Source organism: Pseudomonas sp. B35(2017), assembly GCF_002113645.1.
Lineage (GTDB): Bacteria > Pseudomonadota > Gammaproteobacteria > Pseudomonadales > Pseudomonadaceae > Aquipseudomonas > Aquipseudomonas ekonensis.
Window position 1 is genome coordinate 1 of sequence record NZ_NEIZ01000003.1, and the last position, 16,214, is coordinate 16,214.

Annotated in this window: 19 protein-coding genes; 14 read left to right on the top strand and 5 right to left on the bottom strand. The window is 64.1% G+C overall.

Annotated elements, in window-relative coordinates; all coding sequences use genetic code 11:
* Positions 1-96: 96 nt before the first annotated feature.
* Positions 97-612, bottom strand: coding sequence for a murein L,D-transpeptidase family protein (locus CAG41_RS06530; protein WP_085581215.1), 516 nt, complete (start codon positions 610-612; stop codon positions 97-99).
* A 102-nt stretch (positions 613-714) separates the two neighbouring features.
* Positions 715-1,266, bottom strand: coding sequence for an NUDIX hydrolase (locus CAG41_RS06535; protein WP_085581217.1), 552 nt, complete (start codon positions 1,264-1,266; stop codon positions 715-717).
* A gap of 147 nt (positions 1,267-1,413) precedes the next feature.
* Between CAG41_RS06535 and CAG41_RS06540 the strand changes: the two genes are divergently transcribed.
* From CAG41_RS06540 to purT, 5 genes are all read left to right on the top strand, one after another.
* Positions 1,414-2,013 carry a CoA pyrophosphatase gene (locus CAG41_RS06540; protein WP_085581219.1) on the top strand — a complete coding sequence of 200 codons (600 nt, stop codon included), beginning with the start codon at positions 1,414-1,416 and terminating at the stop codon, positions 2,011-2,013.
* A 46-nt stretch (positions 2,014-2,059) separates the two neighbouring features.
* Positions 2,060-2,584: a gamma carbonic anhydrase family protein gene (locus CAG41_RS06545; protein ID WP_085581751.1), complete on the top strand. Its 525-nt coding sequence runs from the start codon at positions 2,060-2,062 to the stop codon at positions 2,582-2,584.
* Positions 2,581-2,796 (top strand): DUF1289 domain-containing protein, encoded by a 216-nt coding sequence (locus CAG41_RS06550; protein WP_085581221.1) that lies wholly within the window; start codon positions 2,581-2,583, stop codon positions 2,794-2,796. Before CAG41_RS06545 ends, CAG41_RS06550 begins: the two co-directional genes overlap by 4 nt.
* A gap of 148 nt (positions 2,797-2,944) precedes the next feature.
* Positions 2,945-3,412, top strand: coding sequence for a VUT family protein (locus CAG41_RS06555; protein ID WP_085581223.1), 468 nt, complete (start codon positions 2,945-2,947; stop codon positions 3,410-3,412).
* A gap of 100 nt (positions 3,413-3,512) precedes the next feature.
* On the top strand, positions 3,513-4,694 hold the full coding sequence (gene purT / locus CAG41_RS06560; RefSeq protein WP_085656071.1) for a formate-dependent phosphoribosylglycinamide formyltransferase: 1,182 nt from the start codon (positions 3,513-3,515) through the stop codon (positions 4,692-4,694).
* A gap of 118 nt (positions 4,695-4,812) precedes the next feature.
* Here the strand turns inward: purT and CAG41_RS06565 are convergent, their stop codons facing one another.
* The 3 genes from CAG41_RS06565 to CAG41_RS06575 all read right to left on the bottom strand — a co-directional run bounded on the left by CAG41_RS06565 (position 4,813) and on the right by CAG41_RS06575 (position 8,452).
* On the bottom strand, positions 4,813-6,129 hold the full coding sequence (locus CAG41_RS06565; protein ID WP_085581227.1) for an MFS transporter: 1,317 nt from the start codon (positions 6,127-6,129) through the stop codon (positions 4,813-4,815).
* 265 nt (positions 6,130-6,394) lie between these two features.
* The gene (locus CAG41_RS06570; protein WP_085706803.1) at positions 6,395-7,627 is read right to left on the bottom strand and encodes a transporter associated domain-containing protein; all 1,233 of its coding nucleotides are present in this window, start codon (positions 7,625-7,627) and stop codon (positions 6,395-6,397) included.
* Between the two features lie 12 nt (positions 7,628-7,639).
* Positions 7,640-8,452 carry an inner membrane protein YpjD gene (locus tag CAG41_RS06575; RefSeq protein WP_085581231.1) on the bottom strand — a complete coding sequence of 271 codons (813 nt, stop codon included), beginning with the start codon at positions 8,450-8,452 and terminating at the stop codon, positions 7,640-7,642.
* A 211-nt stretch (positions 8,453-8,663) separates the two neighbouring features.
* Here CAG41_RS06575 and ffh point away from each other — a divergent pair, with 211 nt between their 5' ends.
* The 9 genes from ffh to CAG41_RS06620 all read left to right on the top strand — a co-directional run bounded on the left by ffh (position 8,664) and on the right by CAG41_RS06620 (position 16,207).
* Positions 8,664-10,040, top strand: coding sequence for a signal recognition particle protein (gene ffh, locus CAG41_RS06580; RefSeq protein ID WP_085581233.1), 1,377 nt, complete (start codon positions 8,664-8,666; stop codon positions 10,038-10,040).
* Between the two features lie 250 nt (positions 10,041-10,290).
* Positions 10,291-10,542 carry a 30S ribosomal protein S16 gene (rpsP, locus tag CAG41_RS06585; RefSeq protein WP_085581235.1) on the top strand — a complete coding sequence of 84 codons (252 nt, stop codon included), beginning with the start codon at positions 10,291-10,293 and terminating at the stop codon, positions 10,540-10,542.
* Between the two features lie 5 nt (positions 10,543-10,547).
* Positions 10,548-11,084 (top strand): ribosome maturation factor RimM, encoded by a 537-nt coding sequence (gene rimM / locus CAG41_RS06590; protein ID WP_085581237.1) that lies wholly within the window; start codon positions 10,548-10,550, stop codon positions 11,082-11,084.
* 3 nt (positions 11,085-11,087) lie between these two features.
* Positions 11,088-11,840, top strand: a complete 753-nt coding sequence (gene trmD, locus CAG41_RS06595; protein WP_085581239.1) for a tRNA (guanosine(37)-N1)-methyltransferase TrmD — start codon at positions 11,088-11,090, stop codon at positions 11,838-11,840.
* A gap of 45 nt (positions 11,841-11,885) precedes the next feature.
* Positions 11,886-12,236 carry a 50S ribosomal protein L19 gene (rplS, locus tag CAG41_RS06600; RefSeq protein ID WP_063322826.1) on the top strand — a complete coding sequence of 117 codons (351 nt, stop codon included), beginning with the start codon at positions 11,886-11,888 and terminating at the stop codon, positions 12,234-12,236.
* Positions 12,237-12,326: 90 nt separating this feature from the next.
* Positions 12,327-12,740, top strand: coding sequence for an acyl-CoA thioesterase (locus CAG41_RS06605; RefSeq protein WP_085581241.1), 414 nt, complete (start codon positions 12,327-12,329; stop codon positions 12,738-12,740).
* A 121-nt stretch (positions 12,741-12,861) separates the two neighbouring features.
* Positions 12,862-13,758 (top strand): site-specific tyrosine recombinase XerD, encoded by an 897-nt coding sequence (gene xerD, locus CAG41_RS06610; RefSeq protein WP_085581243.1) that lies wholly within the window; start codon positions 12,862-12,864, stop codon positions 13,756-13,758.
* A gap of 280 nt (positions 13,759-14,038) precedes the next feature.
* A complete protein-coding gene (dsbC, locus tag CAG41_RS06615) occupies positions 14,039-14,770 on the top strand; it encodes a bifunctional protein-disulfide isomerase/oxidoreductase DsbC (RefSeq protein WP_085581245.1) in 732 nt (243 codons plus the stop codon).
* A 132-nt stretch (positions 14,771-14,902) separates the two neighbouring features.
* Positions 14,903-16,207, top strand: coding sequence for a homoserine dehydrogenase (locus CAG41_RS06620; protein WP_085581247.1), 1,305 nt, complete (start codon positions 14,903-14,905; stop codon positions 16,205-16,207).
* Positions 16,208-16,214 lie beyond the last annotated feature (7 nt).

Here is a 16,214-nt window from a genome sequence, read left to right on the forward strand (position 1 = left end):
GAAGGCGGTGGCTACTGTCAGATCTGACAGGGGCGGGTGGGTTTGCGACCGGCGGTCATGCGCCTGCGGCGAGGGAGCAAGCGCCCTCGCCGCAGGTCAGGGGCGGATTTCGATCATCGTGCCGTCCGGCACCAGGTTCCAGACCTCACGCATGTCGACGTTGCGCATGGCGATGCAGCCGTCGGTCCAGTCGAGGGTGTGGAACAGGTTCTCCGGGTTCTCGGCGGAGTCCGGCGTGCCGTGGATCATGATCATCCCGCCGGGCTCGACGCCTTCGCGGCGGGCGCGGGCCGAGTCGCTGATGTTCGGGTAGGAGATGTGCATCGACAGGTTGAATTTGTCGCTGGTCTTGCGCCAGTCGATCCAATAGAAGCCTTCTGGCGTGCGTTTGTCGCCTTCAATCAGCTTCGGGCCTTTTTTCGCGCCTTTGCCCAAGGAGATGCGGTAGCTCTTGAGTGGCTTGCCGTCGGCGATCAGCTGCAGTTGATGGGCCGATTTGAGCACCAGCACCTTTTCGATCAACGGCGTGTTGGACGGTGTCACGGTGGTCACGAATGACGCCTGGGAGACGGTGACGAACGACAGGCAGAACAGGGCAAGCAACCAGCGCATTGAAACGATTCCCCAAAAATGAAGCAGATACTTTATTTATAGATGCCGTGCAGTCGCCGTCGCGGGCTGCGTACACGGGTTATCGGCCGGAGTGCGCGCAAATCAAGTGATGGCCGGCTGAACGAGCGGCGGGATCGACTCTGAGCGTACCGGGTAGGCCTCGGTGCGCCGGTCGGCGAAGAAGCATTCTAAGGTACGGCCCACGGTGCGGAAAGCCAGCTCGTCCCATGGAATGTCCGCTTCGTCGAACAGTTGCACCTCCAGGCTCTCGGGGCCGGCGGCGAAGTCCAGGTCCGCCAGTTCGGCGCGGAAGAACACGTGCACCTGGCTGATGTGCGGCACGTCGATCAAGGTGTAGATGCTCAAGTTGCGCACGCGGGCGCAGGCTTCCTCGGCGGTTTCGCGCATGGCGGCCTGTTCGAGGGTCTCGCCGTTCTCCATGAAGCCGGCCGGCAGCGTCCAGTAGCCCAGGCGCGGCTCGATGGCGCGGCGGCACAGCAGCACTTTCGTGCCCCAGGTCGGCACGCAGCCGGCGACGATGTTGGGGTTCTGGTAGTGAACGGTCTGACAGCTGTCGCAGACGAACCGCAGGCGCGAATCGCCTTCGGGAATGCGTTGGGTCACCGGGTTGCCGCACTGGCTGCAAAATTTCATGCTGGGGTTCCTGAAGGCTGCGCCTATCTTGGCGTGCGGCGGTGGCAGACGGCAAGTTGCCGTTTCGCGACATGGCGCCGTTCCAGGGGTTGGGCGGCTGCGGCGATTGGTGCATGATGCAGCGTAAGGCACAGATCGAGAACACTTATGCTGGATGAGCTGCTGCACCGGGTCAGCAATCACACGCCGCGCACGCTGGAGACCGACAAGCGTTTCCCCGAGGCCGCCGTCCTGGTGCCGATCACGCGCAACGACGAACCGGAACTTGTCCTCACCCTGCGCGCCAGCGGGCTCTCGACCCATGGCGGCGAGGTCGCCTTCCCCGGCGGCCGGCGCGACCCGGAGGATCCGGACCTGGTGTTCACGGCGTTGCGTGAGGCCGAAGAGGAAATCGGCCTGGCGCCGGGGTTGGTCGAAGTGATCGGGCCGCTCAGCCCGTTGATCTCCCTGCACGGCATCAAGGTCACGCCGTACGTCGGGGTGATTCCCGACTTCGTCGAGTATCAGGCCAACGACGCCGAGATCGCCGCCGTGTTCAGCGTGCCGCTGGCGTTCTTTCGCGAAGACCCGCGCGAACACACCCACCGCATCGACTACCAGGGCCGCAGCTGGTACGTGCCGAGCTACCGCTACGGCGGGTTCAAGATCTGGGGGCTGACGGCGATCATGATCGTCGAGTTGATCAATCTGCTGTATGACGCCAAGATCAGCCTGCACCGACCGCCCAAAAGCTTTATCAACACCTGAAGCCATCGTTCGAATGGCCGCCACCGTGAGCCCCGAGGAAAACACGATGAAATACCGCCTGGGCGACGCCCGCGTCGACACCCATCCGCAGAGCTGGGTCGCCCCCAATGCCGTGCTGGTGGGCAAGGTCAAGCTGGAAGAGGGCGCCAACGTCTGGTTCAACGCCGTGCTGCGCGGCGACAACGAACTGATCCTGATCGGCAAGAACAGCAACGTCCAGGACGGCACGGTGATGCACACCGACATGGGCTACCCGCTGACCGTCGGCACCGGCGTGACCATCGGCCACAACGCCATGCTCCACGGCTGCACCGTCGGCGACTACAGCCTGATCGGCATCAACGCGGTGATCCTCAACGGCGCGAAGATCGGCAAGCACTGCATCATCGGCGCCAACTCGCTGATCGGCGAGGGCAAGGAGATCCCGGACGGTTCGTTGGTGATGGGCTCGCCGGGCAAGGTCGTGCGCGAGCTGACCGAACCGCAGAAGAAAATGCTCGAAGCCAGCGCCGCGCACTATGTGCACAACTCGCAGCGTTACGCGCGCGACCTGGCCGAGCAGGAAGAATGACCACCCCAGAACGTCCGGTGGCGTCGCCCTGCGTGAGCATCTGCGCGCTGGACGATGACGACATCTGCACCGGCTGCCAGCGCACGGTGGAGGAAATCACCCGCTGGAGCCGCATGAGCAACGACGAGCGGCGGGTGGTGCTCGGGTTGTGCCATGAGCGGGCGAAGGCCAGCGGGTTGATCTGGATGTTGGGCGGCAAACCGGAACACTGAAGCGCGGCCATCGCCAGCAGGCTGGCTCCCATAGTGGATCCGTGTTGCCCATTGGTGTGGGAGCCAGCCTGCTGGCGATGGCGCCCGCTCCCTTGGCCCGGTGCCCGGCCTGAAGTACCCTGTGCGCCAATCCGACAGGTCGCCCCCCATGCTCTTTCTCATCGCCTACATCAGCAGCGTCGTGCTCATCAACTTCGCGTTCTCCACCGCGCCGCACCTGGACATCATCTGGTCGGCCTGGGGCGGGCTGGTGTTCGTGCTGCGGGACATGGTGCAGACCCGCTACGGCCACGGCGCGATCGTGGCGATGCTGGCGGCGCTGGTGCTGTCCTATGTCACGTCCGATCCGTCCATCGCGCTGGCCAGCGCCACGGCGTTCGCGGTGTCCGAGTGCATCGACTGGCTGGTATTCAGCATCACCAAGCGCCCGCTGCGCGATCGCCTGTGGATCAGTTCGGCCCTGAGCATTCCCCTCGATACGTTCATCTTCTTCGGCATGATCGACGCGCTGACCCCGCCGGTGATCATCACCGCGTTGGCCTCCAAGTTCGCCGGCGTCACGGCGGTCTGGCTGATCATGGCCTGGCGCGAGCGCAAACAGGCTGTCGCCGGCTGAAGCCAAAGCCTTCGGTTCATGTAAAATGCCGCGCTTTCTCCCCATGGGAAGTGCGCCTTTGGCCGCGACCCTCGACGATCCGCTGCTTTGAGGACCTGAGATGACCCGTATCGGAACGCCATTGTCGCCGACCGCGACCCGCGTATTGCTGTGTGGCTGTGGTGAGTTGGGCAAGGAGGTGGTGATCGAGCTGCAACGCCTGGGTGTCGAGGTGATTGCCGTTGACCGCTATGCCGATGCGCCGGCCATGCAGGTCGCCCATCGCAGCCACGTGATCAACATGCTCGACGGCGCCGCCCTGCGTGCGGTGATCGAGGCCGAAAAGCCGCATTTCATCGTGCCGGAAATCGAAGCCATCGCCACCGCCACCCTGGTCGAACTGGAAGCCGAAGGCTTCACCGTGATCCCGACCGCCCGCGCGGCGCAACTGACGATGAACCGCGAAGGCATCCGTCGCCTGGCCGCCGAAGAGCTGGATCTGCCGACCTCGCCGTACCATTTCGCCGATACCTTCGAGGACTACAGCAAGGCGGTACAGGATCTGGGCTTCCCGTGCGTCGTCAAACCGGTGATGAGTTCTTCCGGCAAGGGCCAGAGCCTGCTGCGCAGCGCCGATGACGTGCAGAAGGCCTGGGACTACGCCCAAGAGGGCGGCCGTGCCGGCAAGGGCCGTGTGATCATCGAGGGCTTCATCGACTTCGACTACGAAATCACCCTGCTGACCGTGCGCCACGTCGGCGGCACCACATTCTGCGCGCCGGTCGGCCACCGTCAGGAGAAGGGCGACTACCAGGAGTCCTGGCAGCCGCAGGCCATGAGCCCGGTGGCGCTGGCGGAGTCCGAGCGTGTGGCCAAGGCGGTGACCGAGGCCCTGGGCGGCCGCGGCCTGTTCGGCGTCGAGCTGTTCATCAAGGGTGATCAGGTGTGGTTCAGCGAAGTGTCGCCTCGTCCGCACGACACCGGTTTGGTGACGCTGATTTCCCAGGATCTGTCCCAGTTCGCCCTGCACGCCCGGGCGATCCTCGGCCTGCCGGTGCCGCTGATCCGTCAGTTCGGCCCGTCGGCGTCGGCGGTGATCCTGGTGGAAGGCCAGTCGACCCAGACCGCCTTCGCCAACCTCGGCGCCGCCCTGAGCGAGCCGGACACCGCGCTGCGCCTGTTCGGCAAGCCGGAAGTCAACGGCCAGCGCCGCATGGGCGTGGCCTTGGCCCGTGACGAGTCGATCGAGGCGGCCCGCGCCAAGGCGACCCGCGCGTCCAAGGCTGTTGTGGTCGAGCTGTAAACCGAGGCTCGCCTATCGCGGGCAAGCCCGCTCCCACAGGTCAAGCGGTGTTCACAGCTTTTGTGTACGACACCGGCACTGTGGGAGCGGGCTTGCCCGCGATGCTTTTGATCTTCTGTCAGGCAACCTGATTCAGGTCGTTGTGGCGCGTTTCCTTCAGGCACAGCACGGCGATCAAGCTCAGCACCGCCGCCCCCGACACATACCCGCCGACGTAACCCAATCCCCCCATCGCCACCAGTTTCTGGGCAAAGAAGGGCGCCGCCGAGGCTCCGACGATGCCGCCCAGGTTGTACGCCGCCGAGGCCCCCGTGTACCGCACATGGGTCGGAAACAGCTCCGGCAGCAACGCGCCCATCGGGGCGAACGTCACGCCCATCAGGAACAGCTCGATGCACAGGAACAGCGCCACGCCCGCCGTCGAGCCCTGGGTCAGCAGCGGCTCCATCAGGAAGCCGGACAGGATCGCCAGCACCCCGCCGCCGACCAGCACCGGTTTGCGCCCGTAGCGGTCGCTCGCCCAGGCCGACAACGGTGTCGCCGCCGCCATGAACAGCACCGCGAAGCACAGCAGCCCGAGGAATGTTTCGCGGCTGTAGCCGAGGGTGGATACCCCGTAGCTCAGGGAAAACACCGTCGAGATGTAGAACAGCGCGTAGCACACCACCATGGCCGCCGCCCCCAGCAGGGTCGGGGCCCAGTATTGGCTGAACAGCTCGACCAGCGGCACCTTGACCCGCTCCTGGCGGGCGATGGCGTTGGCGAACACCGGGGTTTCATGGAGCCTGAGGCGCACGTAGAGGCCGACCATCACCAGCGCCGCGCTGAGCAAGAACGGGATCCGCCAGCCCCAGCTGCGGAACTGTTCGTCGCTCAGGCCCATGGCCAGCGCCAGGAACAGGCCGTTGGCCGCCAGAAACCCGATGGAAGGGCCAAGCTGCGGAAACATGCCGAACCATGCCCGTTTGCCCTTCGGCGCGTTTTCGGTGGCCAGCAGCGCCGCGCCGCCCCATTCGCCGCCCAATCCCAGCCCCTGGCCGAAACGCAGCACGCAGAGCAGGATCGGCGCCCAGGCCCCGATGCTGTCGTAGCCCGGCAGCACGCCGATCAGGGTGGTGCACACGCCCATCAGCAGCAGCGAGGCCACCAGCGTCGACTTGCGCCCGATGCGGTCGCCGAAATGGCCGAACAGCGCCGAGCCCAGGGGGCGAGCGAGGAACGCGATGCCGAAGGTGAGGAAGGCCGACAGCATCTGCGCCGTGCCGGAGGTCTGCGGAAAGAACACCGGTCCGATCACCAGCGCGGCGGCGGTGGCGTAGACATAGAAGTCGTAGAACTCGATGGCGGTGCCGATGAAGCTCGCCGTGGCCACGCGGGCGGTTGAGTTGGCCGGCTGGGCGGCGTCGGTTTCGCGGTAAGCGGTATGGGTCGTCATGCGGTGATCCCTGACAGTCATGAGCTCCATTGGAGCGAATTATTATGGTCGAACACCCAGGGATGTGGGATGGGGCGCGAGCGCTGTTTCAGGTAGGAACAGTCGTCGGTGTGGTGCGGACATTGCCGGTGGTCAGGCCGGAACCTGTCGGTTGCCGGGTAGGCGCGCGGTTCGGCGGGGCTGGGTAAGCGCCCCGATTATAGGAAGCCGGCTAACGATCAAACAAGAGGACAAGATCCTGAAGGACGTCTGGCCCCTGTGGTGGTCAGACCGGCGCCGTTGCCGAGCTGGTGTGCCAGATCAGCACCTTGCTCACCCGGTTTTCCTCGGTTTCGAGGATCTCCAGCCGGTAGCGGCCGATCTTCAGGCACACCGCGCTTTCCGGGATGCTTTCCAGGGCTTCGGTCACCAGGCCGTTGAGGGTGCGCGGCCCGTCGCTCGGCAAGTGCCAGCCCAGGCACTTGTTCAGTTCGCGGATCGAGGCGGCGCCGTCGATCACCATCCGTCCGTCGGCCTGGGGGTGGATATGCGGGTTGTCGAGGCTGTGCTCGCTTTCGAATTCGCCGACGATCTCTTCCAGGATGTCTTCCAGGGTGACGATGCCGAGCACTTCGCCGTACTCGTCCACCACCATGCCCAGGCGCCGCTGCTGCTTGTGGAAGTTCAGCAACTGCAGTTGCAGCGGGGTGCTTTCCGGCACGAAGTACGGCTCGTAGCTGGCGGCCAGCAGGGCGTCGCGGGTCAGTTGGCCGTTGTCCAGCAAGTGGCGGATCTGCCGGGTGTTGAGCACCGCTTCCACCTGGTTGATGTCGCTGTGGAACACCGGCAGGCGGGTGCGTTTGTTGTGGCGCAGTTGCTCGGTGATCTCCTCGATCGAGTCGTCGAGGTTGATGCCGTCGACGTCACTGCGGGGCACCAGGATGTCATTGACGGTGATGTTGTCCAGCGCGTGGATGCCCGCGACCGGGTGGGGCCGGCCGGCGGGGTGGTCTGTGGCCTCGCGGTCCGCCGGGGTGTCGTCCTCGCTCTGCTGCACGACCTGGACCTTGCGTTCCAGCGGCCGCATCAGCAACCGGCTGGCGGCGGCGAACAGCCAGGCGAGTGGGTAGACGATCTTCAGCGGCACCGGCAGCAGCGCGTTGCCGAACGACAGCACGGCGTCGGGGTAGCGGCGGGCAAGGGTGCGCGGGAAGTGGTCGGCGAAGATCAGCAGCGCCGCGACGGCGCCGAGGCTCGCCGCCCAGGGGCCGTTCTCTGCGCAGAGAAAGATCGCCAGCAGCGTCGCCAGCACCACGGCCAGGGTTCGGCACAGGGTGTTGCAGAAGATCAGGCTGTCGAGCGGAAATGCGAGTCTGGCCAGCGGCTTGTCGCTGGCGCGGGACGCGGTGCGCTGCGCCAGCAGGTGCTGCTGTGCGGTTTCGACGGCGGTGAACAGGCCCGACCACAGAATCAGCAGGATGAACGCCGCGATCATAGGCCCTATGGGCAAACCGTCCATTTATGTCGCCCGTCAGATGTGCAGGATGTATTCGCGGACCAGTTTGCTGCCGAAGTACGCAAGCATCAGCAGGCAGAAACCGGCCAGGGTCCAGCGGATCGCCTTGTGGCCGCGCCAGCCCAGGCGGTTGCGGCCCCACAGCAGCACGCTGAACACGATCCAGGCCAGGCAAGCCAGCAGAGTCTTGTGCACCAGGTGCTGGGCGAACAGGTTCTCGACGAACAGCCAGCCGGAGATCAGCGACAGCGACAGCAGCGTCCAACCGGCCCACAGGAAGCCGAACAGCAGGCTTTCCATGGTCTGCAGCGGCGGGAAGTTGCGGATCAGCCCGGACGGGTGCTTGTGCTTGAGCTGATGGTCCTGCACCAGCAGCAGCAAGGCCTGGAACACCGCGATGGTGAACATGCCATAGGCGAGGATCGACAGCAGGATGTGGGCCAGGATGCCTGGCTCTTCGTCGATCACCTGCACCGTACCGGTCGGGGCGAACTGGGCCAGCAGCACCGTGACGGCGCCGAGGGGGAACAGCAGCACCAGCAGGTTCTCCACCGGGATCCGCGAGCAGGCCAGCAGGGTCAGGGCGATGACGGCGGCGGCGATCAGGCTCGAGGCGCTGAAGAAGTCCAGGGCCAGGCCGACCGGGGTCAGCAGGTGGGCGAGCAGGCTGGCGCCGTGGGCCAGCACGGCCAGCACGCCGAGCGTGACCAGCCGGCGCTTGTCGGCCTTGGCGCCGGTGGCCAGGCGGGTGCCCTGATAAAGGGTCGCAGCGGCGTACAGAAGGGCGGCGGCGAGGGTAGTCAGCAAACTGGGTGACAAGGGGAGCATAAGTCCTGTTAGGCAAGCCCGAAAGGCGCTGAGTGTGGCATAGATCGGCCACGGCACGAAAGACCGCATGACCCGACGGCGAGGTGTCCGCCGGCCGCAGTCTTCGCTATAATCCGCCGCCTGCCCACGCCGCAGGCTCGCCGGCCACCTGTTTGATTCCGGTTCGGGCCGCCATTATCCCGGTCTACACAGGGCCTGAAAGGATCGCGCAATGTTTGAAAACCTAACCGACCGTCTCTCGCAGACGCTGCGCCATGTCACCGGCAAGGCGAAGCTGACCGAGGACAACATCAAAGACACCCTGCGCGAAGTGCGCATGGCGTTGCTCGAAGCCGACGTCGCCCTGCCGGTGGTCAAGGACTTCGTCAATTCGGTCAAGGAACGCGCCGTCGGCACCGAGGTGTCGCGCAGCCTGACGCCGGGCCAGGCGTTCGTGAAGATCGTCCAGGCCGAGCTCGAAAGCCTGATGGGCGCGGCCAACGAAGACCTGAACCTGAGCGCAGTGCCGCCGGCCGTGGTGCTGATGGCCGGCCTGCAGGGCGCCGGCAAGACCACGACCGCCGGCAAGCTGGCGCGCTTCCTCAAGGAGCGCAAGAAGAAGTCGGTGATGGTCGTGTCGGCGGACGTCTACCGCCCGGCCGCGATCAAGCAGCTGGAAACCCTGGCCAACGACATCGGCGTGACGTTCTTCCCGTCCGACCTGAGCCAGAAGCCGGTCGACATCGCCCAGGCGGCTATTAAGGAAGCGAAGCTCAAGTACATCGACGTGGTCATCGTCGACACCGCCGGCCGCCTGCACATCGACGAAGAGATGATGGTCGAGATCAAGGCGCTGCACGCCTCGGTCAAGCCGGTGGAGACCCTGTTCGTGGTCGACGCCATGACCGGCCAGGACGCCGCCAACACGGCCAAGGCCTTCGGCGATGCGCTGCCGCTGACCGGCGTGATCCTGACCAAGGTCGACGGTGACGCCCGTGGCGGCGCCGCGCTGTCGGTGCGCTCGATCACCGGCAAGCCGATCAAGTTCATCGGCATGGGCGAGAAGAGCGAAGCGCTCGAGCCGTTCCATCCTGAGCGGATCGCCTCGCGGATCCTCGGCATGGGCGACGTGCTCAGCCTGATCGAGCAGGCCGAGCAGACCCTCGACAAGGAAAAGGCCGACAAGCTGGCCAAGAAGCTGAAGAAGGGCAAGGGCTTCGACCTCGAAGACTTCCGCGACCAGCTGCAACAGATGAAGAACATGGGCGGCCTCGGCGGGCTCATGGACAAGCTGCCGAACATCGGCGGCGTGAACCTGTCGCAGATGGGCAATGCCCAGAACGCGGCGGAGAAGCAGTTCAAGCAGATGGAGGCCATCATCAACTCCATGACCCCGGCCGAGCGTCGCGACCCCGAGCTGATCAGCGGCTCGCGCAAGCGCCGGATCGCCTTGGGTTCCGGCACCCAGGTGCAGGACATCGGCCGCTTGATCAAGCAGCACAAGCAGATGCAGAAGATGATGAAGAAGTTCTCCGCCAAGGGCGGGATGGCGAAAATGATGCGCGGCCTGGGCGGCATGATGCCCGGCGGCGGCATGCCCAAGCTCTGAAGAATCCGCGCCGGTCGTCGCACCGGCGCTGAACCCGCAAGGACGCGGGATCCACGGCAAACCCGCATACGGCGGGAGCCGACCGGCCGTTTTCAACGACGGCTCTACCGCAAATCTGCACGGCATGCCACAGGCGCCGGAAAAAGTCATTTGCAAAAGTCCGGATATTCCTTAGAATATGCGGCCTTTCGGGCACCCATGCCCGCTGTGCATTTAGATTTGCAGCACCGACTACAGGAACGATGTTCACATGCTAACAATCCGTCTTGCCCTTGGCGGCTCCAAAAAGCGCCCGTTTTACCACCTGACCGTAACCGACAGCCGCAACCCGCGCGACGGTTCCCACAAAGAACAGGTTGGTTTCTTCAACCCTGTTGCCCGTGGTCAGGAAGTTCGTCTGTCCGTAAACGAAGAACGCCTGAACTACTGGCTGAGCGTTGGCGCACAGCCATCTGAGCGCGTTGCTCAGTTGCTGAAGGAAAAAGCCAAGGCTGCAGCCTGAGCAATATGAACGCGACGCCAGAAAAAGCGGACGACCTGATCGTCGTCGGCAAGATTTTTTCGGTTCACGGCGTTCGCGGCGAGGTGAAGGTCTTTTCCTTTACCGATCCGATTGAAAACCTGTTGGGTTACCGCAACTGGACGCTTCGGCGCGAAGGCGTGGTCAAACAGGTCGAGCTGGTCAGTGGCCGTTCCACTCAAAAGGATCTGGTCGCCAAGCTCAAAGGCCTCGACGATCGTGATGAAGCCCGTCTTCTGAGCGGTTACGAGATTTGCATCCCGCGAAGCCTTTTGCCCGACCTGACTGCCGACGAGTACTACTGGTACCAGTTGGTGGGTCTGAAGGTCATCAACCAGGACGAACAGCTGTTCGGCAAGGTTGATCACCTGTTGGAGACCGGCGCGAACGATGTAATGGTGGTCAAGCCCTGCGCAGGCAGCCTGGATGATCGCGAGCGGTTGTTGCCCTATACGGAGCAATGCGTGCTGGCCATCGACCTTGAGGCAGGCGTGATGAGGGTGGAATGGGACGCGGATTTCTAAGCGATGGCGAGCCTGCGCGTAGAAGTCATCACGTTGTTCCCCGAGATGTTCTCGGCCATCAGTGAGTACGGCATCACCAGTCGTGCGGTCAAGCAGGAGCTGTTGCAGCTGACCTGCTGGAATCCGCGGGATTACACGACGGATCGGCATCACACTGTGGACGATCGCCCGTTTGGCGGTGGTCCGGGCATGGTGATGAAGATCAAGCCCCTGGAAGACGCCCTGGTTCAGGCCAAGGCAGCGGCAGGGGAAGCGGCGAAGGTGATCTACCTGTCCCCGCAAGGCCGTCAGCTGACTCAGCCGGCGGTTCGCGAGCTGGCGAAAGAGGATGCATTGATCCTGATTGCCGGCCGTTACGAAGGCATCGACGAGCGTTTCATTGAAGCTCATGTCGATGAAGAGTGGTCGATCGGTGACTATGTACTGTCTGGCGGCGAGCTGCCGGCCATGGTGCTGATCGACGCGGTTACACGACTGCTGCCCGGAGCTTTAGGGCATGCGGATTCCGCCGAGGAGGATTCCTTTGCGGATGGTCTGCTGGATTGCCCGCACTACACCCGACCGGAGGTGTATGCGGATCAGCGTGTTCCCGACGTGTTGCTGAGTGGCAATCACGCGCACATCCGGCGTTGGCGTTTGCAGCAGTCCCTTGGTCGGACCTATGAACGACGCGCCGATCTTCTGGAAAGCCGCTCGCTTTCTGGAGAAGAGAAGAAGCTGCTCGAGGAATACATCCGCGAGCGGGACGATAGTTAACAACGTATCGATGGTAGATCCGACGATTTACCTTAGGAGCACAGCATGACCAACAAAATCATCCTTGCACTCGAAGCAGAGCAGATGACCAAAGAGATCCCTACCTTTGCACCGGGCGACACCGTTGTCGTTCAGGTTAAAGTGAAGGAAGGCGACCGTTCCCGTCTGCAGGCGTTCGAAGGCGTTGTCATCGCCAAGCGTAACCGCGGCGTGAACAGTGCGTTCACCGTTCGCAAAATCTCCAACGGTGTTGGCGTAGAGCGTACTTTCCAGACCTACTCCCCGCAGATCGACAGCATGGCTGTCAAGCGTCGCGGTGACGTACGTAAAGCCAAGCTGTACTACCTGCGCGACCTGTCGGGTAAAGCAGCCCGCATCAAGGAAAAACTGGCTTAATCCAGTCTCCGATGCAGAAAAAAGCAGCCTACGGGCTGCTTTTTTGTTGCCCGCCGTTTATCCACAACCCCGCAGTCCCAGGCCGTACCCATGACTTCCCGCCAGCAAGAAATCGAACGCCGCACAGAGCTTTCCGTGACCCGCGTGACCAAGGCGGTCTTCCCGCCGACCACCAACCACCACAACACCCTGTTCGGCGGCACCGCCTTGGCCTGGATGGACGAGGTGTCGTTCATCGCCGCCACCCGGTTCTGCCGCCTGCCGCTGGTGACCGTGTCCACCGACCGCATCGACTTCAACCATGCCATCCCGGCCGGCTCCATCGTCGAGCTGGTGGGTCGTGTGGTCAAGGTTGGCAACACCAGCCTCAAGGTCGAGGTGGAGGTGTTTGTCGAAAGCATGAGCTGCGACAGCCGGGAGAAGGCGATCCATGGCCAATTCAGTTTTGTCGCCATCGATGACGACAAGCGGCCGGTGCCGGTGCTGCCGGGGTTTGCCGACTGAGCCGACTGGCTCGGCGGTTGCCCGTTTCGCTGCCCGTTCATGGGCTTGACGGTTCCTTGAAGGGGCGGGCTATGAAAGACTAGCGGCCATTTTTGACGACCACTCTTTATTTGCGCGCACCATGCCAGCCATCGACCATCCGCTGATTGACCAGTTCCTCGACGCCCTGTGGCTGGAAAAAGGCCTGTCCGACAACACCCGCGATGCGTACCGCAGCGATTTGGCGCTGTTCAACGGTTGGTTGCAGGAGCAGCGCCTGGAGCTGATCGACGCCGGTCGCGAGCTGATCCTCGATCACCTGGCCTGGCGCCTGGAGCAGAACTACAAGCCTCGCTCCACCGCGCGCTTTCTCTCCGGCGTGCGGGGGTTCTACCGTTATCTGCTGCGGGAGAAACTGATCGCGGTGGATCCGACCCTGCGGGTCGACATGCCGCAGTTGGGCAGGCCGTTGCCCAAGTCGCTGTCGGAGGCCGACGTCGAGGCGCTGCTGGCCGCCCCGGACCTGAGCGAGCCCATCGGCCAGCGCGACCGCGCCATGCTGGAGGTGCTCTACGCCTGCGGTTTGCGGGTGACCGAGCTGGTCAGCCTGACGCTGGAACAGGTCAACCTGCGTCAGGGTGTGCTGCGGGTGATGGGCAAGGGCAGCAAGGAGCGTCTGGTGCCGATGGGCGAGGAGGCCATCGTCTGGGTCGAGCGCTACCTGCGCGACGGCCGCAACGACTTGCTCGGCGGGCGCCCCAGCGACGTGCTGTTCCCCAGCCAGCGCGGCGAACAGATGACGCGCCAGACCTTCTGGCACCGGATCAAGCACCAGGCCCAGGTCGCCGGGATCGGCAAGTCGCTGTCGCCGCACACCCTGCGCCACGCCTTCGCCACCCATCTGCTCAACCACGGCGCGGACCTGCGGGTGGTGCAGATGCTGCTCGGCCACAGCGACCTGTCCACGACCCAGATCTACACCCACGTCGCCCGCGCGCGGCTGCAAGACCTGCACGCCAAGCACCACCCCCGGGGTTGACCGGGGCCTTCTGCGGTCGTCATCGCCAGCAGGCTGGCTCCCACAGCGCGCGCGCCGCAGACACTGTGGGAGCGGGCTTGCCCGCGAAGGCGTCGGTGCAGTCGACACCGTCGCTGTCCAAGCCACAGGTTTCGGGTCGGGCCGACGTCTTGCGACAGGCGCATTCGGCCATGGAGGCCTTATGTGTTAGGCTTTGGCGGTTTGTACGATGAACGGTTATGACCCGGTGCCGCGGCACGGGCGTTCTGGCCGTTCCATCTGTCCGCCTTCAGGAGTTCCCATGCGTCTGACCCAGATTTTCGCGGCCGCCGCCCTCGCGTTGGCCAGCACCTTTGCCGTCGCCGACGATGCGGCGGAGAAAGCCATTCGCCAAAGCCTGGAAAACCTCCAGCTCGACGTGCCGGTCGACACCATCAGCGCCAGCCCGCTGCCCGGCCTGTACGAGGTCAAGCTCAAGGGCAGCCGCGTGCTGTACGCCAGCGCCGACGGCCAGTACATCGTCCAGGGCTACATGTTCCAGCTCAAGGACGGCAAGCCGGTCAACCTGACCGAGAAGACCGAGCGCCTGGGCATCTCCAAGCTGATCAACGCGATCCCTGTGGCCGAAACCGTGGTTTACCCGGCCGTGGGCGAGACCAAGTCGCACATCACCGTGTTCACCGACACCACCTGCCCGTACTGCCACAAGCTGCACGCCGAAGTGCCGGAGCTGAACAAGCGCGGCATCGAAGTGCGCTACGTGGCGTTCCCGCGCCAGGGCCTGGGCTCGCCGGGCGATGAGCAGCTGCAGGCGGTGTGGTGCTCCAAGGACAAGAAGTCGGCCATGGACAAGATGGTCGACGGCAAGGAGATCAAGGCCGCCAAGTGCGATAACCCGGTCTCCAAGCAGTTCGCCCTCGGTCAGTCGATCGGCGTGAACGGCACACCGGCCATCGTATTGGCCGACGGACAGGTCATTCCGGGCTACCAGCCTGCGCCGCAAGTCGCCAAACTGGCGCTGGGCGCGAAATAAGTCCGCATCGTCACGGTTCGCCGTGACGAGCGTGGCCCGGCGGCGACATGGCCGGGCCGTCAACAGAGAGCCGCGATTGCGCGGTTGTTTTCACGGCCGGCCTCGCGTCGGCCGTTTCATGGGGAGTTCACAGTGAAACCGGTCAAAGTAGGCATCTGTGGGTTAGGGACCGTCGGTGGCGGAACCTTCAACGTACTTCAGCGCAACGCCGAGGAAATCGCTCGTCGTGCCGGGCGTGGGATCGAAGTGGCACAAATTGCCATGCGCACGCCAAAGCCTCAGTTCCAGACGACCGGTATTGCGATTACCAACGATGTCTTCGAAGTGGCCACGAACCCTGAGATCGACATCGTCATAGAGCTGATGGGCGGCTACACCGTTGCCCGCGAGCTGGTACTCAAGGCCATCGAGAATGGCAAGCATGTGGTCACCGCGAACAAGGCTCTGATTGCCGTTCACGGTAATGAAATTTTCGCCAAGGCACGCGAGAAAGGCGTGATCGTGGCATTTGAAGCGGCGGTAGCCGGTGGCATTCCGGTGATCAAGGCGATCCGTGAAGGCCTGTCCGCCAACCGTATCAACTGGGTCGCCGGGATCATCAACGGCACCGGCAACTTCATCCTCACCGAAATGCGCGAGAAGGGCCGCACCTTTGAAGACGTGTTGGCCGAGGCCCAGGCGCTGGGCTACGCCGAAGCCGATCCGACCTTCGACGTCGAAGGCATCGACGCAGCGCACAAGCTGACGATCCTGGCGTCCATCGCGTTCGGCGTTCCGCTGCAGTTCGACAAGGCGTACACCGAGGGCATCACCAAGCTGACCACCGCCGATGTGAACTACGCCGAAGCGCTGGGCTACCGCATCAAGCACCTGGGCGTGGCGCGCAGCACCGCGGCCGGCATCGAATTGCGCGTCCACCCGACGCTGATTCCGGCCGACCGCCTGATCGCCAACGTCAACGGCGTGATGAACGCGGTGATGGTCAACGGCGACGCCGCCGGCTCGACCCTGTTCTACGGCGCCGGCGCCGGCATGGAGCCGACCGCTTCGTCGGTGATCGCCGATTTGGTGGACGTGGTTCGCGCCATGACCTCCGACCCGGAAAACCGCGTGCCGCACCTGGCCTTCCAGCCGGACTCGCTGTCGGCCCATCCGATCCTGCCGATCGAAGCCTGCGAAAGTGCGTACTACCTGCGCATCCAGGCCAAGGACCATCCGGGCGTGCTGGCCCAGGTGGCGAGCATCCTGTCGGAGCGCGGCATCAACATCGAGTCGATCATGCAGAAAGAGGCCGAGGAACACGATGGCCTGGTGCCGATGATCCTGCTGACCCACCGCGTGCTGGAGCAGCGCATCAACGATGCGATCGCCGCCCTCGAAGCCCTGGCGGGCGTGGTCGGTCCGGTCGTGCGGATCCGTGTCGAATCCCTGAATTAACAGCAGC

What these genes read in the sequence shown, in the direction of transcription:
- CAG41_RS06530 (WP_085581215.1), bottom strand. Translation starts at nt 612, where the DNA reads ATGCGCTGGTTGCTTGCCCTGTTCTGCCTGTCGTTCGTCACCGTCTCC.
- CAG41_RS06535 (WP_085581217.1), bottom strand. Translation starts at nt 1,266, where the DNA reads ATGAAATTTTGCAGCCAGTGCGGCAACCCGGTGACCCAACGCATTCCC.
- CAG41_RS06540 (WP_085581219.1), top strand. Translation starts at nt 1,414, where the DNA reads ATGCTGGATGAGCTGCTGCACCGGGTCAGCAATCACACGCCGCGCACG.
- CAG41_RS06545 (WP_085581751.1), top strand. Translation starts at nt 2,060, where the DNA reads ATGAAATACCGCCTGGGCGACGCCCGCGTCGACACCCATCCGCAGAGC.
- CAG41_RS06550 (WP_085581221.1), top strand. Translation starts at nt 2,581, where the DNA reads ATGACCACCCCAGAACGTCCGGTGGCGTCGCCCTGCGTGAGCATCTGC.
- CAG41_RS06555 (WP_085581223.1), top strand. Translation starts at nt 2,945, where the DNA reads ATGCTCTTTCTCATCGCCTACATCAGCAGCGTCGTGCTCATCAACTTC.
- purT (WP_085656071.1), top strand. Translation starts at nt 3,513, where the DNA reads ATGACCCGTATCGGAACGCCATTGTCGCCGACCGCGACCCGCGTATTG.
- CAG41_RS06565 (WP_085581227.1), bottom strand. Translation starts at nt 6,129, where the DNA reads ATGACGACCCATACCGCTTACCGCGAAACCGACGCCGCCCAGCCGGCC.
- CAG41_RS06570 (WP_085706803.1), bottom strand. Translation starts at nt 7,627, where the DNA reads ATGGACGGTTTGCCCATAGGGCCTATGATCGCGGCGTTCATCCTGCTG.
- CAG41_RS06575 (WP_085581231.1), bottom strand. Translation starts at nt 8,452, where the DNA reads ATGCTCCCCTTGTCACCCAGTTTGCTGACTACCCTCGCCGCCGCCCTT.
- ffh (WP_085581233.1), top strand. Translation starts at nt 8,664, where the DNA reads ATGTTTGAAAACCTAACCGACCGTCTCTCGCAGACGCTGCGCCATGTC.
- rpsP (WP_085581235.1), top strand. Translation starts at nt 10,291, where the DNA reads ATGCTAACAATCCGTCTTGCCCTTGGCGGCTCCAAAAAGCGCCCGTTT.
- rimM (WP_085581237.1), top strand. Translation starts at nt 10,548, where the DNA reads ATGAACGCGACGCCAGAAAAAGCGGACGACCTGATCGTCGTCGGCAAG.
- trmD (WP_085581239.1), top strand. Translation starts at nt 11,088, where the DNA reads ATGGCGAGCCTGCGCGTAGAAGTCATCACGTTGTTCCCCGAGATGTTC.
- rplS (WP_063322826.1), top strand. Translation starts at nt 11,886, where the DNA reads ATGACCAACAAAATCATCCTTGCACTCGAAGCAGAGCAGATGACCAAA.
- CAG41_RS06605 (WP_085581241.1), top strand. Translation starts at nt 12,327, where the DNA reads ATGACTTCCCGCCAGCAAGAAATCGAACGCCGCACAGAGCTTTCCGTG.
- xerD (WP_085581243.1), top strand. Translation starts at nt 12,862, where the DNA reads ATGCCAGCCATCGACCATCCGCTGATTGACCAGTTCCTCGACGCCCTG.
- dsbC (WP_085581245.1), top strand. Translation starts at nt 14,039, where the DNA reads ATGCGTCTGACCCAGATTTTCGCGGCCGCCGCCCTCGCGTTGGCCAGC.